The sequence below is a fragment of the Caballeronia cordobensis genome (genome assembly GCF_001544575.2).
GTDB lineage: Bacteria > Pseudomonadota > Gammaproteobacteria > Burkholderiales > Burkholderiaceae > Caballeronia > Caballeronia cordobensis.
Genome location: NZ_FCNY02000007.1, coordinates 129,703 through 144,434, shown reverse-complemented (window position 1 = coordinate 144,434; position 14,732 = coordinate 129,703). Strand labels below are relative to the sequence as shown.

Below are 14,732 nucleotides of genomic sequence, written 5' to 3'. Positions count from 1 at the left end.
CGGGAGACGACGACATGAACGATCGAATCGATTCGACCGCGCACTATCGCGCACTCGACGCCGCGCATCATCTGCATCCGTTCTCCGACATGGGCGCATTGAACCGCGCGGGCAGCCGCGTGATCGTCAAGGCCGAGGGCGTGTATCTGTGGGACTCGGACGGCAACCGCATCATCGACGGCATGGCGGGCTTGTGGTGCGTGAACGTCGGCTATGGACGCCGCGAACTCGCCGATGCCGCGTTCGCGCAGATGCAGGCCCTGCCCTTCTACAACACGTTCTTCAAGACAACGCATCCGCCGGTGATCGAATTGTCCGCGATGCTTGCGGAACTGATGCCGCGCACGTTCAACCGCTTTCTCTATTGCAACAGCGGTTCTGAAGCAAACGATACGGCGCTGCGCGCGGTGCATCGCTATTGGGCCGTGCAGGGCAAGCCGGACAAACGCTATGTGATCGCGCGAAACAATGCTTATCACGGCTCGACCATCGCGGGCGCGACGCTCGGCGGCATGCACTACATGCACGAGCAGATGCCGTCGAAGATGGAGCACGTCGCGCATATCGACCAGCCTTACTGGTTCGGCGAAGGCGCGGCGATGGATGCGCAAACCTTCGGCATGGAGCGTGCGCGCCAGCTCGAAGCGAAGATTCTCGAACTCGGCGCGGAGAACGTCGCGGCGTTTATCGGCGAGCCGTTTCAGGGCGCGGGCGGCGTGATCTTTCCGCCATCGAGTTATTGGCCGGAGATCGAGCGCATCTGCCGCAGGCACGACGTGCTGTTGATTGCCGACGAAGTGATCGGCGGTTTCGGGCGCACGGGCGAATGGTTCGCGCACCAGCACTTCGGTTTCGAGCCAGATGTCATCACAATGGCCAAGGGCCTCACGAGCGGCTATGTGCCGATGGGCGCGGTCGCGTTATCGGATGCCATCGCGGACGCGATCGTGAATCACGGTGAGTTCAATCACGGCTTCACGTATTCGGGGCATCCGGTCGCGGCGGCGGTTGCGCTCGCGAACCTGAAGTTGTTGAGAGACGAAGGTATCGTCGCGCGCGTGAAGGAGGATATCGGTCCTTACTTCCAGCGGCGTTTGCACGAAGCGCTGGACGATCATCCGATCGTCGGCGAGATCGTGGGCGCGGGTCTCGTCGCGGGCATTCAACTGGCCGCCGATCGCACGGCGCGCACACGCTTCCCGAATGGCGACGATATCGGCACGCTATGCCGCGACTTTTGCTTCGCGGGCAATCTCGTGATGCGCGCGAGTCACGATCGCATGTTGCTGTCGCCACCGCTCGTCGTCACGCACGGCGAGATCGATGAGATCGTCGACAAGGCGAAAGCGGCGCTCGACGCGACCGCGCGCGCGATCACGCACGCCGCCTAGCGAAGTACTCCGCCGCCATGTGCCGGAAGGCCGTGACGGCGGGATTGTCCTGATCGGCACGCCAGGCCATGCTCATTTCGGCCTGAACCGGTTTTCCGGCGATTGTCCTGAACTCGACGTTGTCGTAATGAAATCGCTGCGACGATGCCGGCAGAATCGATACGCCCAGTCCCGCGCGAACGAGCGAGAGAATTGTCGGCGTCTGGTCGATGTATTGCGTGAAATGCGGCTTCACTTCATCGGCGACGAGCATGCTCAGGATGCGGTCGTAGAAGTATTTGCCATGCGTCGGCGAATGCATGATGAACGGCTGCTCGTGCAACTGCCTGAGCGCAATGTCCTCGAAGCGGCACAACGCGTGCCCCGCGGGCAGCGCGACGATCATCGGTTCGCGATCGACGAGAAGAAACTCCACTTTCTGTCGCGACGGCAAGGGCCGCATGAAGCCGAGGTCGATCGCGTTCGCTTCGAAAGCCTCGATCTGCGCGACGGAAATCATTTCGAGCAGCACGACATCGATATCCGGCAAGTCATGCTTCGCCGCCACGAGCAGTTCGGGAATCAGCTCATAACCCGCCGCGCCCGTGAAGCCGATGCGCACGCGCCCCGTCTTGCCCTTGCTCGCACGCCGCACCGTGCTTTCGGCCTGCTCGGAAAGATTGAGCAGTCGCGTGGCGTCGGCGAGAAACACGCGCCCTTCGGTGGTCAGCTTGACCGTGCGGCCGACGCGCTCGAACAGCTTCACGCCGAGGTTCTCTTCGAGCAGATGAATCTGCCGGGAAAGCGGCGGCTGCGTCATGTTGAGCAACGCGGCCGCGCGCCTGAAGTTCAGCTCCGTCGCGGCGGCGACGAAGCAACGCACTTGTCCGAGATCGAGCATTCGTAATCGACGTTGAAGTGATAGCCGATCATTATATGTTCGCGCCGGACCTGCGTTCGCGCATGCGTCAGGTCGTCAGACTGCCTTCGGGACGTTGCCCCGCGAGACCTTGCGCGAGGCTCGCGAGCACCATCTCGCCCATCGCCGTGCGCGATTCGACCGTGGCGCTCGCGCGATGCGCCTGCAGCACGACGCGATCCATGCCGAACAATTCGGCGGGCACGTTCGGTTCATCCACGAATACATCGAGGCCCGCGCCCGCGATCGCACCGCGCGACAGCGCTTCGACGAGATCGCTTTCCACCACGAGCTTGCCGCGCGCGATGTTGATGAGATAACCGTCCTTGCCCAAGGCATCGAGCACGGCGGCGTTCACGATGCCCTTCGCTTTATCCGCTGCGGCGGCCAGCACGAGAATGTCGCTTTCGCGCGCGAGCGAGAGAAGATCCGGCACGAAGCGATAGTTGATGTCGTCCATCTGCCGCACGTCCGTATAAGCGATCGGACAATCGAAGGCGGCGGCACGCTGCGCAATTGCGCGGCCAACCTTGCCGAGACCGACGATGCCCACGCGCTTGCCGCTGAAACGGCGCGACAGCGGAATCGCGCTCGGGCTCGGGTTCTCCACCCATTTGCCGGTCTTGACGAAGTCGTTGCCCGGACAGATTTCGCGCAGCGCGGTGAGGATCAGGCCGATGGCGAGATCGGCCACGTCTTCGGTCAGCGCCCCGAACGTGCCCGTGACCGGCAGGCCGCGCGAGCGCGCGAATTCCAGATCGACCGCATCGGTGCCGACGCCGTTCACGGCGATCACCTGCAATGCGGGCAGGCGCTCGATCAGCTCATTCGAAATGCCCGTGTGTCCACCGGTAATCACGCCGCGAATCGATGCGCCGTGCTCGCGGATATAAGCGTCCTTGTCGTCCTGTTCGAACAGGCGATGCATCGTGTAGAGCGCATCCAGCTTTTCGTTGATGGCCGGTACGAGGATGGGGTTCAGTTGCAGAATGTTCGGCTTCAATTCGCGCGCTCCTGGAATTCGGTTTCTGATGTGGAGCGGATCATCTCTGCTTTTAGCGATGACGTCCAATCCCAAAAGGCTATCAATTGATCCACGAATCGAAGCGACGAAATTAGCGCGTCGAATCGATTCAATCCGGGAATCAGGTAATAGCAATAAAAGATTGGACGCTCTTGCGGGTCATCCCCACAATTCGAAGCATCGGAAGGCATATCAACAATAAAGCCTTTAAAAATGACATCGGAGACAACAGCGTGAACCTGCGCCCTACCCGCTATCCATCCATTCGCCTTTTCCACACGGCAGTTCATGCGCAGGAGACATCGCGATGAGCAATGCCGACGGCATCATCGGGTCCGCAAAAGCGGAGCCTATCGCTGAGAAGCGCACGAAGCATCGCTGGGTCGTGATGGGACTGATCTTCTGCATCTGGGCGATCGCCTGTGCGGATCGCGCCAACTTCGGCATCGCGCTGCCGTATCTGAAGAAGGAATATCACATCACCAACACCGAGGCGGGACTCATCGTGAGCCTGTTCTCGTTCGCATACGGCTTCGTGCAGATTCCGGTGGGACTGCTGTACAAGCGTCTCAGCGAAAAGACGACGGGCCTGCTGTTCTCCGTCTTCATGATCTTCACTTCGATCTTCACGGGCCTGATGGGCACCACGTCGTCGGTATTCCTGCTCATGGCGTATCGCGTGGGTCTGGGCCTGTCGGAAGGGCCGCTCGGCATCGGCTGCACGAACGTCATCAACCGCTGGTTTCCCGCGCAGGAAAAAGGCACTGCGACGGGCCTGTGGATCGCGGCTTCGAAGCTCGGGCCGCTGATCGTGCCTTCGGTGTGCATCATCGTGATTCACTTGTGGGGATGGCGCGAGATCTTCTATGTTTTCGCCGTGCCGGGCATCATCCTCGCGATCGTGTGGCTGTTCTTCGTGACGAACTCGCCTGGCGAAAACCGCTTCTGCTCGCCCGCCGAACGCCGCTATATCGCCGATGAAACCACGATCGGCAACGGCAGTGGCAAGCCGCTCGCTCGCGCACGCATGACGCCGATGCCCCGCCTCGATGCGATCAATCGCACGAAACGCGTGCCGCAGCTCGAAACCATTCGCCAGGTGTTCGGCTCGTGGAATATCTTCGGCATTGCGCTGGGTTATGGCTGCATGATCGGCATCAGCAATATCTTCATCTCGTGGATTCCCACTTATCTCGTCACGGTGAAGGGCTTCGCTTCGGTGAAGATGGGCTTTCTCGCCTCCGCACCTTTCATCGGCGCGGTGACGGGCAACATGCTGGGCGGCATCATCTCGGATCGCCTGCTCGGTGGCCGCCGCAAGCCGATGATGATGCTCGGCGCGCTCGGCACCATGATCATGACCTTCCTTTTGATCGATGCGCCCGACAGCGTCGCGTATCTCGGCGCGGCGCTGATGCTGGCGGGCCTCATGCTCGGCATCGGCTTCGCGGGTTATTCCGCGTATCCGATGGGCCTCGCGACGAAGGCCACTTATCCGACGGCGTTCGGCATCGTGAACTCGGTGGGTCAGATCGGCGGCGCGTGTGCGCCACTGGCTGTCGGCCTCCTGCTCGACAGCTATAGCTGGAGCGCGGTGTTCCTCTACATGGTCGGGACGGCGGCGCTCTGTCTACTGCTGCTCTTGAGCGTGGTCGAGCCAATAGCGGAAGAGAAGCGATAAAACGAATCGCGCCGCTTCATGCGGCGCGATGCGCATTTAAAGGCCGTTTTCGACCATATCGAGCAAACGCCCCGCCAGCGGCTCGATCTGCGCGCGCTTCAATGCTTGCAACGGGCCTTCGATTACAAGCAGCGCGAAACCATGCACCGCGCTCCAAGCAAGATATTCGGCTTCGGCGCGGCGTTTCGTATCCAGCGCGCCTGCCTCCACCATCTCATCCAGCGCACGGCTCAGCAACTGAAACGGATCGAGCCCGCTTGGCCCCACGCCATACGGCCCTTCGTGCTGCGCCCACTCCGCTTGCGGCGCGGCGAAAGCCGTGCGAAAGAGCCCCGTTTCCGTCTGCGCAAAACGCAGATAACCTTGGCCGATAGCGCGCAATCCCGCACGCGCAGCGTCCGCGCGCCAGCGCTTTTTGGGGCGCGCCGCGAGCTCTTCTTCCATCGCCTGCGCAACCTGCGACAGCGCCGCGGAACGCACCGCCGATAGCAATTCCTGACGGCTCTCGAAGTGGCGATAGGCCGCATTCGGCACGACGCCCGCGCGGCGCGTGGCTTCGCGCAACACGATCGCGTCCGGACCGCCTTCGCGCGCCAGTTCGATGCCCGCTTCGATCAGCGCGCGTCGCAAATCGCCATGTCGGTAGGTGCTGCGCGGCTTGCCATTCGTCATCTGATTCGTCGGGCTTTTCATATGTGGACACTGTCCATTATCTCTGCTACTTTTTGTGGACGGTGTACACAAGCGAAAATTTAGTTTCACATCGGTGCTTGCCGTTGCTTTGTCACGACGCGGCGGCATCGTGCTTAACGAGACGGAGGCAGTCATGACCCAGCCGAACGAGCGTGCGCAAGAGCGCGACGATGTTGCGCGCATACGCGAACTCATCGAGGCGTGGCGGCAGGCGGTGCTCGCGAAAGACGTGAGCGCGCTCGTGAGCCACTACGCCGCGGATGTCGTCGTGTTCGACGTCGTGCCGCCCGCTTCGCTGCGCGGCGTCGCGCACTACCGCGAGAACTGGCAGCGCTGGTTCGACAGCATGAAAGGCCCGCTCACATTCGAGATGCGGGACGTGGAAGTCGCCGCGAGCGGCGATCTGGCTTATGCGCACTCCGTCAATCGCGTCGCCGTGGGCGAGCAGGAAGACATCGTGCGCGCCACCGTGTGTTTCAGAAAGATCGATGGCGACTGGCGTGTGGTGCACGAACACGCATCGGTGCCGCTCACGATGGATATGGACCCCGACGAGAAGTCATAACCGCAAGGCATCAATCAAGGAGCAGACATGCAAGTGCAACCCTATCTGTTTTTCGAAGGCCGCTGCGAAGAAGCGATCACGTTCTATCGCGAGCATCTCGGCGCGCAAGTCGTGATGATGATGCGTTATAGCGAAAACCCCGAAGCCGGCGAAGTGGAAGCCGCCGGCGGATGCGGCATTCCGCCCGGATCCGACAACAAGATCATGCATGCGGCGTTCACCGTCGGCGATTCGTTGCTGATGGGCTCCGACGGCATGTGCAGCGGCAAGCCGGAATTCAAGGGCATCTCGCTTTCGCTCACGGCCAACGACGAACAGGAGGCGGAGAAATACTTCAATGCGCTGTCGAATGGCGGACAGGTGCAGATGCCGATGGAGCAGACCTTTTTCGCGAAGCGCTTCGGCATGGTTGCCGACAAGTTCGGCATAACCTGGATGGTGCTCGGCGGGGCTCAAGGTAAGCCGGAATAAGGCAAGCATCGATACGTCCGGCTGGAACGCGGCTTGCGCGCCTTTCATCGCATCATTTGAAAGGAGACGCGACATGAGCAGCAACAACTACGCCGGACGTTCGCAGGAAGACCGCATCGCGCAGCGCAAGGGCAATCGCCCGACATCGCAGGAACAGCCGGGCGGGCCGATGGCCGAGCCCGGCACCGAACCCGACAAGGACCACAGTAGCGGCCAATTGAGCGAAGAAGGCAAGCAGGTCTGGCGCACGGGCTCGGGCATCGACGGCGGCGGAAAAACCTGACATTCATATCGACCATCGGAAACGTGAAACAATGGCGGGATGCAAAAGGCACCGATTGCACCGATTGCATTGACCGACAGGAGTTTTCGATGAGCGCCCCGCGCAAAAACCATCTTTCAGGCTCGGACATGCCTGCTGAACAAGCCGATCGTCCGACCCGCGAGGAAGCCGAAGCCGCCGTGCGTGTCCTGCTGCGCTGGGCAGGCGACGATCCGCGCCGCGAAGGTCTGCTCGACACCCCGGCGCGCGTCGTGCGCGCGTACGAGGAGTTCTTTGCCGGCTACACGCAGAGCCCGCACGACATCCTCGCGCGCACGTTTTCCGAGGTGCAGGGCTATGACGAAATGATCGTCCTGAAGGATATCCGCTTCGAAAGCTATTGCGAGCATCACATGGTGCCGATCATCGGCCGTGCGCATGTCGCGTATCTGCCGAACAAACGCGTGGTCGGCATATCGAAGCTCGCGCGTCTCGTCGATGCCTTCGCGAAACGCCTGCAGATTCAGGAGAAGATGACCGCGCAGATCGCGGACACGCTCGACGAAGTGCTGCAACCGCTCGGCGTCGGCGTGATTCTCGAAGCGGCGCATCAATGCATGTCGACGCGCGGCGTGCACAAGGCGGGCGTGTCGATGGTCACATCGCGCATGCTCGGCTCGTTCCGCGACGATCCGTCGACCCGCCGCGAGTTTCTTTCCATCGTCGGCAATCAGACCGCGTTCAGCGTGTCGAACACCTGACGCTACGCCTCGAACGGGCACGCGAAAAACGAAAGGGCCTCGCGGCCCTTTCGTCGTTTCATGCGCCGAATCCGTTGCCCGGCACTTCCGGCCCGCTGCCCTCGCGGACCTTGCCTTGCGAGACGTTGCTGCCCGGCGGCACGCTGTGCGTGAGCCACACGTTCCCACCGATCACCGAGCCTTTGCCGATCGTCACGCGGCCGAGAATCGTCGCGCCCGCATAGATGACGACATCGTCCTCGACGATCGGATGGCGCGCGTTGCCCTTGACGAGCGAGCCGTCCGTCGTCGAGGGAAAGCTCTTCGCCCCGAGCGTCACGGCCTGATAGACGCGCACGTGCTGCCCGATCACCGCCGTCTCGCCGATCACCACGCCCGTGCCGTGATCGATGAAAAAGCTCGGCCCGATGGTCGCGCCAGGGTGAATGTCGATGCCGGTGAGCGAATGCGCGATCTCGTTGATGAAGCGCGCGAGCAGCGGCACGCCGAGCCGGTGCAGCGCGTGCGCGAGCCGGTGATGCGTCATCGCCCACACGCCCGGATAACACAGAAGAATCTCGGTGATGTGCTGCGCGGCGGGATCGCCCGTGAAAGCGGCCTGAATGTCGCTGACCAGCAGCGCGCGAATATGCGGCAGATGCGCGCCGAACTCGCGCGCGATCGCGAACGCTTGCGCGGAGAGCGCCGCCTCGCTCGTATCGCGATACTCGGGCAGGAAGCGCAGCGCGCGGCGAATCTGCTCATGCAGCAGCCGCAAGGTGCTTTCGAGCGTCTGGCCGACGTAATAGTCGACGCTTTCGTCGGTCAGATCGGGCGCGCCGTAATGCGTCGGAAAGAGCGCGGAGCGCAGGCCGTTCACGATTCTTACGATCGCCTCGCGCGAGGGCAGCTCGCGTATGCCGAGCGGATGCCGCGTGCGATGCAATTCCTCGCGCGACTGACGCAAGTCCGCGACGATTTGGGCAAGGCCCCATTCCTGCGGCTTGTCGTGCGTGGCGTCGTGAGCAATATCGAGCGGCGGTATGAAGCCAGGCGTGGGCGTGTTCTGCATGTCGGCCATGATGCGAGAGAAGCGGCCGCCGCGCTTGCGCACGGCGGAGGAAACCTCAAGCGTAACCGGTTTTGGGGAAGCCTGCCGCGCGGCGCTTTGCGCCCGTCGTGGCGTCTTCGCGCTTCATGCACGCACGGCGCTCACACCGTGACGTTGCTCGCGTCGATCCAGCGCACGGCCCAGTCGCGCGCGTGCGCGATGGCGTCGTCCTCGCTGCGAAATCGCAACTCGGACGGAAAGAAGCGGTTCGCGACGAGTTCGCCATCGCTCGTTCGCGAGATCACCACATAGGGCTGGTAGCTGCCATCTCCGGCCCGGGCGGGCGCGCAGTTCAGAAGGTAGCCTCGATGTGAAAAGGCTGCATCGTGTTGCATGAGTCACCTGAGTAAAAGTGCCCTGCTCGTTCGAATCGCATTGCGCTTATCCGGCAGCAATGACAGATGCGCCCTCCTCGTGTTCGCATCGTGCCTGTTGCGCTTTGCCGCCGACAGGTTCCAAATGATACTTGCAGGACATCGGCTTGGGGTTGAAAAAAAAGCCTGAAATTTTTGGCATCTATCAGGACGCCTTCCTGCAAGGCTTGCGGTTCCGTCGCCAAATAGCCGGAATGAGATTTGCGTAACGGGCCGGGTCAGTGATATGCAACGGAGGATGCGATGAACAACGCTGAAGGAAACGAAGCGCAAGGCAAACAGAACGATCGCGCCGCCGATAGCCCGATCAAGACGCCGGCCGCCGAAACCGCGCACGTGACGATGAGCGATGCGGCGAAGGCCGCGGCGGGCAGCGAGGCTCACGCGGGCGCGGGCGATAAAACGAAAGCGAAAGCGGAAACGACGAAATCCGGCATGCACGTGGGGCCGCAAGGTTTCTACGAGAAATCGCCGCGCGGAGTCGATGTGGCGAACGACGACGGACTCGACGACACCGTCGACGCCGACGCGAAGAGCATCCACGCGCGGCGCGAAGCGGAGATGCTCGCGCGCGAGCCGGACTCCGTCATCAACTCGAATGCCACGACGGTGAACTATGTGGCCGAACCGGGCGATGGCCTCGGCGGCTTCGACAGCCGTCCGGCGCGCAGCGGCGTGCTGGTCGCGCTGGAGCGCGGTTATCGCCTGATCGATCGCGGCATGGTTGCGCCGACGGTGCCCGAAGTCGAAGACAAAGTCCGCTACGAAGGGCGCGATCCGCATGGCCATACGCTGCGCGGTCGCAAACATTACGCGCTCAATCATTTGCGGCCTTCGCGTCTGATCGAGCTGGAGCGTAGCTGAGCATAAGCAAAGAGCCGCCTGGAATAAGCGGCTCTTTTACTTCATCGCGCTTTCAGCTTACTTCTTTTCTTCCTTGTCTTTGTCCTTATCGGTTTCGATGCGCGTCACGCCGCCCGTCGCCGGCGGGTCGCTCGCGGGAAACGTGTCTTCGACCGCCTTGTCGACGTCTTCGTCGTCGCGTTCGGAATGAGGGTGTTGCTCTTTCGTGCTCATCATGGGCTCCCTGTGCCGTTACTCATCACATCATGTGACGAGCAACGGCCGTGCCGTGACCCTGGCACGGCGTATGCGGTTGACACGACGCAAAGCGACGTGCCCAACGCGGCCTAGAATCGACAAAAGGGGAAACGCAAGATGACCACCATCCACGCCTACGACGAGTACGAGCGCGAGCCTGACGACGCAGCCCGGATCGAGCCGGCCGCGCGCCCGCTGGCGACGCCCGAGCAGCGTTTCACGTCCGCGATCGCATGCCTCGGCGCGGCTTACGCGTTGTCATGGACCGAGCTTGCGTTGACGCTTGCAATCGGGCTGCCCGGCGACGCGTCGAGCCATCCGCTCGCGGCGTCGGTCGCGTCGCGCGTGCTGGTCGGCCTGCTTTACCTATGCGTTGCATCGCGGCTGCAATGGGCGCGCTGGCTCACCGTTGCGCTCGGCTTCGTTTCCGTCGCGCTCGTCGCGCCGACGCTCGCCCTGCAATGGCATGTGTTTCCCGCCGGCGCATTCGTGAGCGGCGCGGCGCTGGTCTGCAAATTCGCCGCGTCGCTCTATCTGCTTTCGCCGATGCCCGCGCGCCTCGCGACGCGATAGTATTCGAAACCGGCGGTTTGCAATCCTTGAAGCGTGCGCGCCTTGTTCGCGCGCACGCGCGCTCGCACAATGGCTGACCTCCTTCCACCTTGCGAGCTCGAACATGAAAATCGCTGTCATCGGTGCAACCGGCACGGTCGGTCGCGCGGTCGTCACGGAACTGAAAGCGCGGCATGACGTCATCGAAATCGGTGCGACGCGCGGCGCGCATCGCGTCGATCTGCTCGATCTCGATAGCATCAAACGGCTCTTCGACGAGATCGGCCGCGTCGATGCGATCGTCGCCACGGCGGGTCACGTGCATTTCGGCGAGCTCGTCAAAATGACCCCCAAGCAGTTCCGTCTCGGTCTCGACGACAAGCTCATGGGCCAGGTCAATCTCGTCCTCACCGCGCGCGATTATCTGAACGACGGCGGCTCGTTCACGCTGACGAGCGGCATCGTGGGCGCGGCGCCGATTCGCGAAGGCGCGAGCGCGGCAGCGGTCAACGGCGCGATCGAAGGCTTCGTGCGCGGCGCGGCCATCGAATTGCCGCGCGGGCTGCGCATCAACGTCGTGAGCCCGACCATGCTCGAGGAGGCGCGCGAGAGTTTCGGCCCGTACTTCCGCGGCTTCGAGGCCGCAAGCGGCGCGCGCGTGGCGCTGGCATACAGCCGCAGTGCCGAGGGCGCGGAGACCGGACGCATCTACAACGTGCACTGACAGGCGCCAACTGTGCATGGAGCACGGCGCATCGATCGCTTATCCTCGGCGCATCATGACGACGACGGAGCGGCGCGATGCAGTGGAACCGGGACGACTATCGGCTGAGCACGGACATCGATGAATTCGACTTCGATGTCGTGCATCGCTACCTGAGCGAAGTGGCTTACTGGTCGCCGGGCATCGCGCGCGAGAAGGTCGAGCGCGCCGCGCGTCATTCACTTGCTTTCGGGATGTTTTTGCGCGGCGAGCAGATCGGCTATGCGCGCATGATCACCGATACCGCGACCTTCGCCTATCTCGCCGATGTCTTCGTGCTGCCCACGCATCAGGGCGCGGGGCTCGGCACGTGGATGATGCAATGCGTGATGGCGCATCCCGATCTGCAAGGGCTGCGCCGCATGATGCTCGTGACCTCGGACGCGCACGGGCTCTACGCGCGCTTCGGGTTTGCGGCGAGCAGGCATCCGGAGCGGATCATGGAGAGGATCGGCAAGGCTTAGCCACCCTTCGCGCCCTGCGTATTCACATAAACCGCATACAACCCGTGGCTCGCAGCCATGAACAACCGGTTGCGATGCCGCCCGCCAAAACACACGTTCGCGCAACGCTCCGGCAAATCGATATGGCCAATCGCTTCGCCTTGCGGCGTGAACACGCGCACGCCATCGAGCTCTGAGTCGCCCATGCCCCAGCCGCACCACAGATTGCCGTGGATATCGACGCGAAAGCCATCGGGCGTGCCCGGTCCCGCATCGATCAGAAGGCGCGGCTCGCCGAGCCTGCGGCCGCCGTCGATGACGTCGAACGCATAGATCCTGCGCGGCGTCGAACGCGATTCGACCACGTACAACACGGATTCGTCCGGTGAGAACGCGAGACCGTTGGGGCCCACGAAGGCATCGATCATCATCGTGATTTCGCCGCTTTGACCATCGACGCGATACACGCACGGCTTCAGTTGCGCGTCGCGCTTCTCGCCTTCATAGAAGCCGTCGATGCCGAAGCTCGGATCGGTGAACCAGATCGAGCCATCCGATTTCACGACGACATCGTTCGGCGAATTGAGCGGCTTGCCATCGTAACGGTCGGCGAGCACGGTGATGGCGCCGTCGTATTCGGTGCGCGTCACGCGCCGCGTGAGGTGCTCGCAGGTTACGAGACGCCCTTCGCGGTCGCGCGTGTTGCCGTTCGCGTTGTTCGACGACTTGCGAAACACGCCGACCTGGCCGCTCTCCTCGTCCCAGCGCAGGATGCGATCGTTCGGAATGTCGCTCCACAAAAGCATGCGGCTATCGCCGAACCAGACCGGCCCTTCGGACCAGCGCGCGCCCTGATACAGACATTCCACCGACGCCGACGCGATGCGCAGCGCGTTGAAACGCGGATCGAGCACGCGGATGGCGGGGTCGGGATAGCGGCGCTCAGGGTGAATCATGTTCGAGTGTCTCCTTACGAAGCGGACGCGCGGTCCGTTGTGATCAGACTGGCATGCCGGTCGCGGGCATCGCTTCGAGCGCGGCAAGCGACTTGCGCATGCCGGCGAAAATGCGCTCGGCGACGCGCTGCGGGAAGTCCTCCGGCAGTTGCGCCGCAACTTCGTCGATGACGGCCGGCGTGCGTTCGACGATCCGCTGGATGATCGGCTCGGCGCTCTCGCCGAAACCGCACTTCAGCGCCATCGCGTTGAAATGCCGCCGCTTGACGTCGCGAAACCCATAGTGCCGGCTCTTGCCCGGTATCGCCATCGCGAGACTGGCCTTGTACCACGACCACTGATTCGCGCCGTCGCCCTCCACCGGCCAGATCGACATGACGTCATACAGCGGCGTGAGGCGGTATTGTCCGCCCCTCAGCAGATGAATGCTGAAGTTCTTCGCGTGGCCGTCCGGCGCGGCGAGCAGCCAGAAGAGAATCTGCGCCGTCATCAACGTTTCGATGTCACCGCGCGCATGGATCGATTGCTGCAGCACGCGCGCGAGCGCAACCACGCCGGGACCGCCGTCCTGCTCGTACTTCTTGTGCGGCGGCAAGCCGCTCACCTGACAGAAATCCTCCTGCGGCAAGCGAAGAATCCATTCCCCGCCGGGATGCAAACGGCGGTCGAAACGCTCGACGGCGAGCACCCGCCGCCTGCCGAACCTCGCGATCTCGACATTCGCCACGGGCACGCCGAACGCTTGCAGCAGGCGCATGCACAGCCATTCGTTCTCGACGGATGTCGTGAGGTCGGCGCGACGATTCCCGACGAGTCCAATCGGCAATTTGAGGATGTGCGTGGTCGGCGTTGCGCCGTGCGGTTTGAGCCAACGGCCATCGTGCCGCAGCAGCGCGGTCTTCTCCTGCGCGCCGGCGAGGGAGATGCGGAAATCGTCGTGATCGTCGGAACCGAAGGGCGTGCCGCCGGCGACCTGATCCAGCAGGCTTTCGATGTCCGCGTCGGTAAGCGGCGTGCCTTCGATCGTTTCGACGTGCGTGGGCGATTCATCCTCGGCGAGCAGTTGCACCGCACCGACACAGTCGCGCCCGATGGCCTGCAGCAAATCGAAAGCATCGGCACTTTCAGTCTGGAAGCGCTGAGCGATGCGGCGCCGGATCGGTTCGCTATCGGGAAGCAGATTGTCGAAGTAGTTCACCACCGCGTCGCCTCTCAGCGGCGCGCCGTCGAGCCGGATCGGCAGTGACAGGGACAGCGGGCGCGCCTCGTCCGAGCGGATCCAGGCATCGTCGTAAATGAGTTCGGCCGCGCCGCGTGCAGGCAGATGCCACGTCGCGACGCGCCTTCCGTTGGCCCAGACGGACAGCGACCGGGCGTGAGACCGGCGGCCCGCCATTACCAGTCCGCCCCGCTCGGCTCGTTCGCCTCGAGTACGAGCGGCTCGGGCCGGTCCCGCACCAGAAGTTGCAGTCCGTAGACGCCGAACATTGCGAGCAGTTGATCTAGCGTCAACGAACCGGAATCGCGTTCGAGCGTCGAAATGCGGCTCTGGCTGATGCCGAGATGCGCCGCTGCTTGCGCCTGAGTCAAACCGGCGCGCTTGCGGCCCGCCGCGAGAACGTGGCCCATGTGGCCGATGGTGGCGATGACTTGTTGCATGGCGCGTTTATCTGCATGACGAATAAAAGGATTTTATTCGCTGCACGC

Annotated in this window: 20 protein-coding genes; 10 read left to right on the top strand and 10 right to left on the bottom strand. The window is 62.9% G+C overall.

Going from position 1 to position 14,732, the window contains the following annotated elements:
• The first annotated feature begins 14 nt into the window (after positions 1-14).
• Positions 15-1,391: an aspartate aminotransferase family protein gene (locus AWB70_RS15180; protein ID WP_053569061.1), complete on the top strand. Its 1,377-nt coding sequence runs from the start codon at positions 15-17 to the stop codon at positions 1,389-1,391.
• On the opposite strand, the gene AWB70_RS15175 is transcribed toward AWB70_RS15180, so the two are convergent.
• From AWB70_RS15175 to AWB70_RS38275, 3 genes are all read right to left on the bottom strand, one after another.
• A complete protein-coding gene (locus AWB70_RS15175) occupies positions 1,375-2,271 on the bottom strand; it encodes a LysR substrate-binding domain-containing protein (protein ID WP_053569060.1) in 897 nt (298 codons plus the stop codon). The two genes, AWB70_RS15180 and AWB70_RS15175, sit on opposite strands and share 17 nt — an antisense overlap.
• A gap of 67 nt (positions 2,272-2,338) precedes the next feature.
• Positions 2,339-3,292 (bottom strand): 2-hydroxyacid dehydrogenase, encoded by a 954-nt coding sequence (locus AWB70_RS15170; RefSeq protein ID WP_053569059.1) that lies wholly within the window; start codon positions 3,290-3,292, stop codon positions 2,339-2,341.
• The gene (locus AWB70_RS38275) at positions 3,289-3,591 is read right to left on the bottom strand and encodes a hypothetical protein (protein WP_143281641.1); all 303 of its coding nucleotides are present in this window, start codon (positions 3,589-3,591) and stop codon (positions 3,289-3,291) included. The genes AWB70_RS15170 and AWB70_RS38275 overlap by 4 nt, the downstream gene beginning before the upstream one ends.
• A 29-nt stretch (positions 3,592-3,620) precedes the next feature.
• Between AWB70_RS38275 and AWB70_RS15165 the strand changes: the two genes are divergently transcribed.
• Entirely contained in the window at positions 3,621-4,994 is a 1,374-nt protein-coding gene (locus tag AWB70_RS15165; RefSeq protein ID WP_053569058.1) for an MFS transporter, read from the top strand.
• Between the two features lie 36 nt (positions 4,995-5,030).
• Here AWB70_RS15165 and AWB70_RS15160 read toward each other — a convergent pair whose 3' ends face one another.
• Entirely contained in the window at positions 5,031-5,666 is a 636-nt protein-coding gene (locus AWB70_RS15160) for a TetR/AcrR family transcriptional regulator (protein WP_053569265.1), read from the bottom strand.
• A gap of 154 nt (positions 5,667-5,820) precedes the next feature.
• Between AWB70_RS15160 and AWB70_RS15155 the strand changes: the two genes are divergently transcribed.
• The 4 genes from AWB70_RS15155 to folE all read left to right on the top strand — a co-directional run bounded on the left by AWB70_RS15155 (position 5,821) and on the right by folE (position 7,746).
• Positions 5,821-6,252, top strand: a complete 432-nt coding sequence (locus tag AWB70_RS15155; RefSeq protein ID WP_053569057.1) for a YybH family protein — start codon at positions 5,821-5,823, stop codon at positions 6,250-6,252.
• Positions 6,253-6,279: 27 nt separating this feature from the next.
• Positions 6,280-6,723 carry a VOC family protein gene (locus AWB70_RS15150; RefSeq protein WP_045453432.1) on the top strand — a complete coding sequence of 148 codons (444 nt, stop codon included), beginning with the start codon at positions 6,280-6,282 and terminating at the stop codon, positions 6,721-6,723.
• A gap of 73 nt (positions 6,724-6,796) precedes the next feature.
• On the top strand, positions 6,797-7,006 hold the full coding sequence (locus tag AWB70_RS15145) for a hypothetical protein (RefSeq protein ID WP_041731516.1): 210 nt from the start codon (positions 6,797-6,799) through the stop codon (positions 7,004-7,006).
• A gap of 89 nt (positions 7,007-7,095) precedes the next feature.
• The gene (folE, locus tag AWB70_RS15140; protein ID WP_014250518.1) at positions 7,096-7,746 is read left to right on the top strand and encodes a GTP cyclohydrolase I FolE; all 651 of its coding nucleotides are present in this window, start codon (positions 7,096-7,098) and stop codon (positions 7,744-7,746) included.
• Positions 7,747-7,804: 58 nt separating this feature from the next.
• On the opposite strand, the gene epsC is transcribed toward folE, so the two are convergent.
• The gene (gene epsC / locus AWB70_RS15135) at positions 7,805-8,806 is read right to left on the bottom strand and encodes a serine O-acetyltransferase EpsC (protein ID WP_374730240.1); all 1,002 of its coding nucleotides are present in this window, start codon (positions 8,804-8,806) and stop codon (positions 7,805-7,807) included.
• 131 nt (positions 8,807-8,937) lie between these two features.
• On the bottom strand, positions 8,938-9,171 hold the full coding sequence (locus AWB70_RS15130; protein ID WP_014250516.1) for a hypothetical protein: 234 nt from the start codon (positions 9,169-9,171) through the stop codon (positions 8,938-8,940).
• Positions 9,172-9,453: 282 nt separating this feature from the next.
• On the opposite strand from AWB70_RS15130, the gene AWB70_RS15125 reads away from it, so the two are divergent.
• Entirely contained in the window at positions 9,454-10,074 is a 621-nt protein-coding gene (locus AWB70_RS15125; protein WP_053569056.1) for a DUF3005 domain-containing protein, read from the top strand.
• 57 nt (positions 10,075-10,131) lie between these two features.
• On the opposite strand, the gene AWB70_RS39015 is transcribed toward AWB70_RS15125, so the two are convergent.
• Positions 10,132-10,287, bottom strand: a complete 156-nt coding sequence (locus AWB70_RS39015) for a hypothetical protein (RefSeq protein WP_175585617.1) — start codon at positions 10,285-10,287, stop codon at positions 10,132-10,134.
• Between the two features lie 141 nt (positions 10,288-10,428).
• Between AWB70_RS39015 and AWB70_RS15120 the strand changes: the two genes are divergently transcribed.
• The 3 genes from AWB70_RS15120 to AWB70_RS15110 all read left to right on the top strand — a co-directional run bounded on the left by AWB70_RS15120 (position 10,429) and on the right by AWB70_RS15110 (position 12,090).
• Positions 10,429-10,884: a hypothetical protein gene (locus AWB70_RS15120; protein ID WP_053569055.1), complete on the top strand. Its 456-nt coding sequence runs from the start codon at positions 10,429-10,431 to the stop codon at positions 10,882-10,884.
• Between the two features lie 73 nt (positions 10,885-10,957).
• A complete protein-coding gene (locus AWB70_RS15115) occupies positions 10,958-11,587 on the top strand; it encodes a short chain dehydrogenase (RefSeq protein ID WP_075644252.1) in 630 nt (209 codons plus the stop codon).
• A gap of 77 nt (positions 11,588-11,664) precedes the next feature.
• The gene (locus AWB70_RS15110; RefSeq protein ID WP_053569053.1) at positions 11,665-12,090 is read left to right on the top strand and encodes a GNAT family N-acetyltransferase; all 426 of its coding nucleotides are present in this window, start codon (positions 11,665-11,667) and stop codon (positions 12,088-12,090) included.
• Here AWB70_RS15110 and AWB70_RS15105 read toward each other — a convergent pair.
• From AWB70_RS15105 to AWB70_RS15095, 3 genes are read right to left on the bottom strand one after another with little or no spacing between them, the layout of a single operon-like run.
• Positions 12,087-13,025: an SMP-30/gluconolactonase/LRE family protein gene (locus tag AWB70_RS15105; protein WP_053569052.1), complete on the bottom strand. Its 939-nt coding sequence runs from the start codon at positions 13,023-13,025 to the stop codon at positions 12,087-12,089. The genes AWB70_RS15110 and AWB70_RS15105 overlap by 4 nt on opposite strands.
• A 43-nt stretch (positions 13,026-13,068) precedes the next feature.
• Positions 13,069-14,421, bottom strand: coding sequence for a type II toxin-antitoxin system HipA family toxin (locus tag AWB70_RS15100; RefSeq protein WP_053569051.1), 1,353 nt, complete (start codon positions 14,419-14,421; stop codon positions 13,069-13,071).
• The gene (locus AWB70_RS15095) at positions 14,421-14,684 is read right to left on the bottom strand and encodes a helix-turn-helix domain-containing protein (protein WP_053569050.1); all 264 of its coding nucleotides are present in this window, start codon (positions 14,682-14,684) and stop codon (positions 14,421-14,423) included. The genes AWB70_RS15100 and AWB70_RS15095 overlap by 1 nt, the downstream gene beginning before the upstream one ends.
• Positions 14,685-14,732: the final 48 nt, after the last annotated feature.

Coding starts and splice junctions, on each gene's coding strand:
- AWB70_RS15130 (WP_014250516.1), bottom strand. CDS start 9,171: ATGCAACACGATGCAGCCTTTTCACATCGAGGCTACCTTCTGAACTGC.
- AWB70_RS15100 (WP_053569051.1), bottom strand. CDS start 14,421: ATGGCGGGCCGCCGGTCTCACGCCCGGTCGCTGTCCGTCTGGGCCAAC.
- AWB70_RS15175 (WP_053569060.1), bottom strand. CDS start 2,271: ATGCTCGATCTCGGACAAGTGCGTTGCTTCGTCGCCGCCGCGACGGAG.
- AWB70_RS15165 (WP_053569058.1), top strand. CDS start 3,621: ATGAGCAATGCCGACGGCATCATCGGGTCCGCAAAAGCGGAGCCTATC.
- AWB70_RS15180 (WP_053569061.1), top strand. CDS start 15: ATGAACGATCGAATCGATTCGACCGCGCACTATCGCGCACTCGACGCC.
- epsC (WP_374730240.1), bottom strand. CDS start 8,806: ATGGCCGACATGCAGAACACGCCCACGCCTGGCTTCATACCGCCGCTC.
- AWB70_RS15150 (WP_045453432.1), top strand. CDS start 6,280: ATGCAAGTGCAACCCTATCTGTTTTTCGAAGGCCGCTGCGAAGAAGCG.
- AWB70_RS15145 (WP_041731516.1), top strand. CDS start 6,797: ATGAGCAGCAACAACTACGCCGGACGTTCGCAGGAAGACCGCATCGCG.
- folE (WP_014250518.1), top strand. CDS start 7,096: ATGAGCGCCCCGCGCAAAAACCATCTTTCAGGCTCGGACATGCCTGCT.
- AWB70_RS15120 (WP_053569055.1), top strand. CDS start 10,429: ATGACCACCATCCACGCCTACGACGAGTACGAGCGCGAGCCTGACGAC.
- AWB70_RS15105 (WP_053569052.1), bottom strand. CDS start 13,025: ATGATTCACCCTGAGCGCCGCTATCCCGACCCCGCCATCCGCGTGCTC.
- AWB70_RS15095 (WP_053569050.1), bottom strand. CDS start 14,684: ATGCAACAAGTCATCGCCACCATCGGCCACATGGGCCACGTTCTCGCG.
- AWB70_RS15160 (WP_053569265.1), bottom strand. CDS start 5,666: ATGACGAATGGCAAGCCGCGCAGCACCTACCGACATGGCGATTTGCGA.
- AWB70_RS15110 (WP_053569053.1), top strand. CDS start 11,665: ATGCAGTGGAACCGGGACGACTATCGGCTGAGCACGGACATCGATGAA.
- AWB70_RS15125 (WP_053569056.1), top strand. CDS start 9,454: ATGAACAACGCTGAAGGAAACGAAGCGCAAGGCAAACAGAACGATCGC.
- AWB70_RS15155 (WP_053569057.1), top strand. CDS start 5,821: ATGACCCAGCCGAACGAGCGTGCGCAAGAGCGCGACGATGTTGCGCGC.
- AWB70_RS39015 (WP_175585617.1), bottom strand. CDS start 10,287: ATGAGCACGAAAGAGCAACACCCTCATTCCGAACGCGACGACGAAGAC.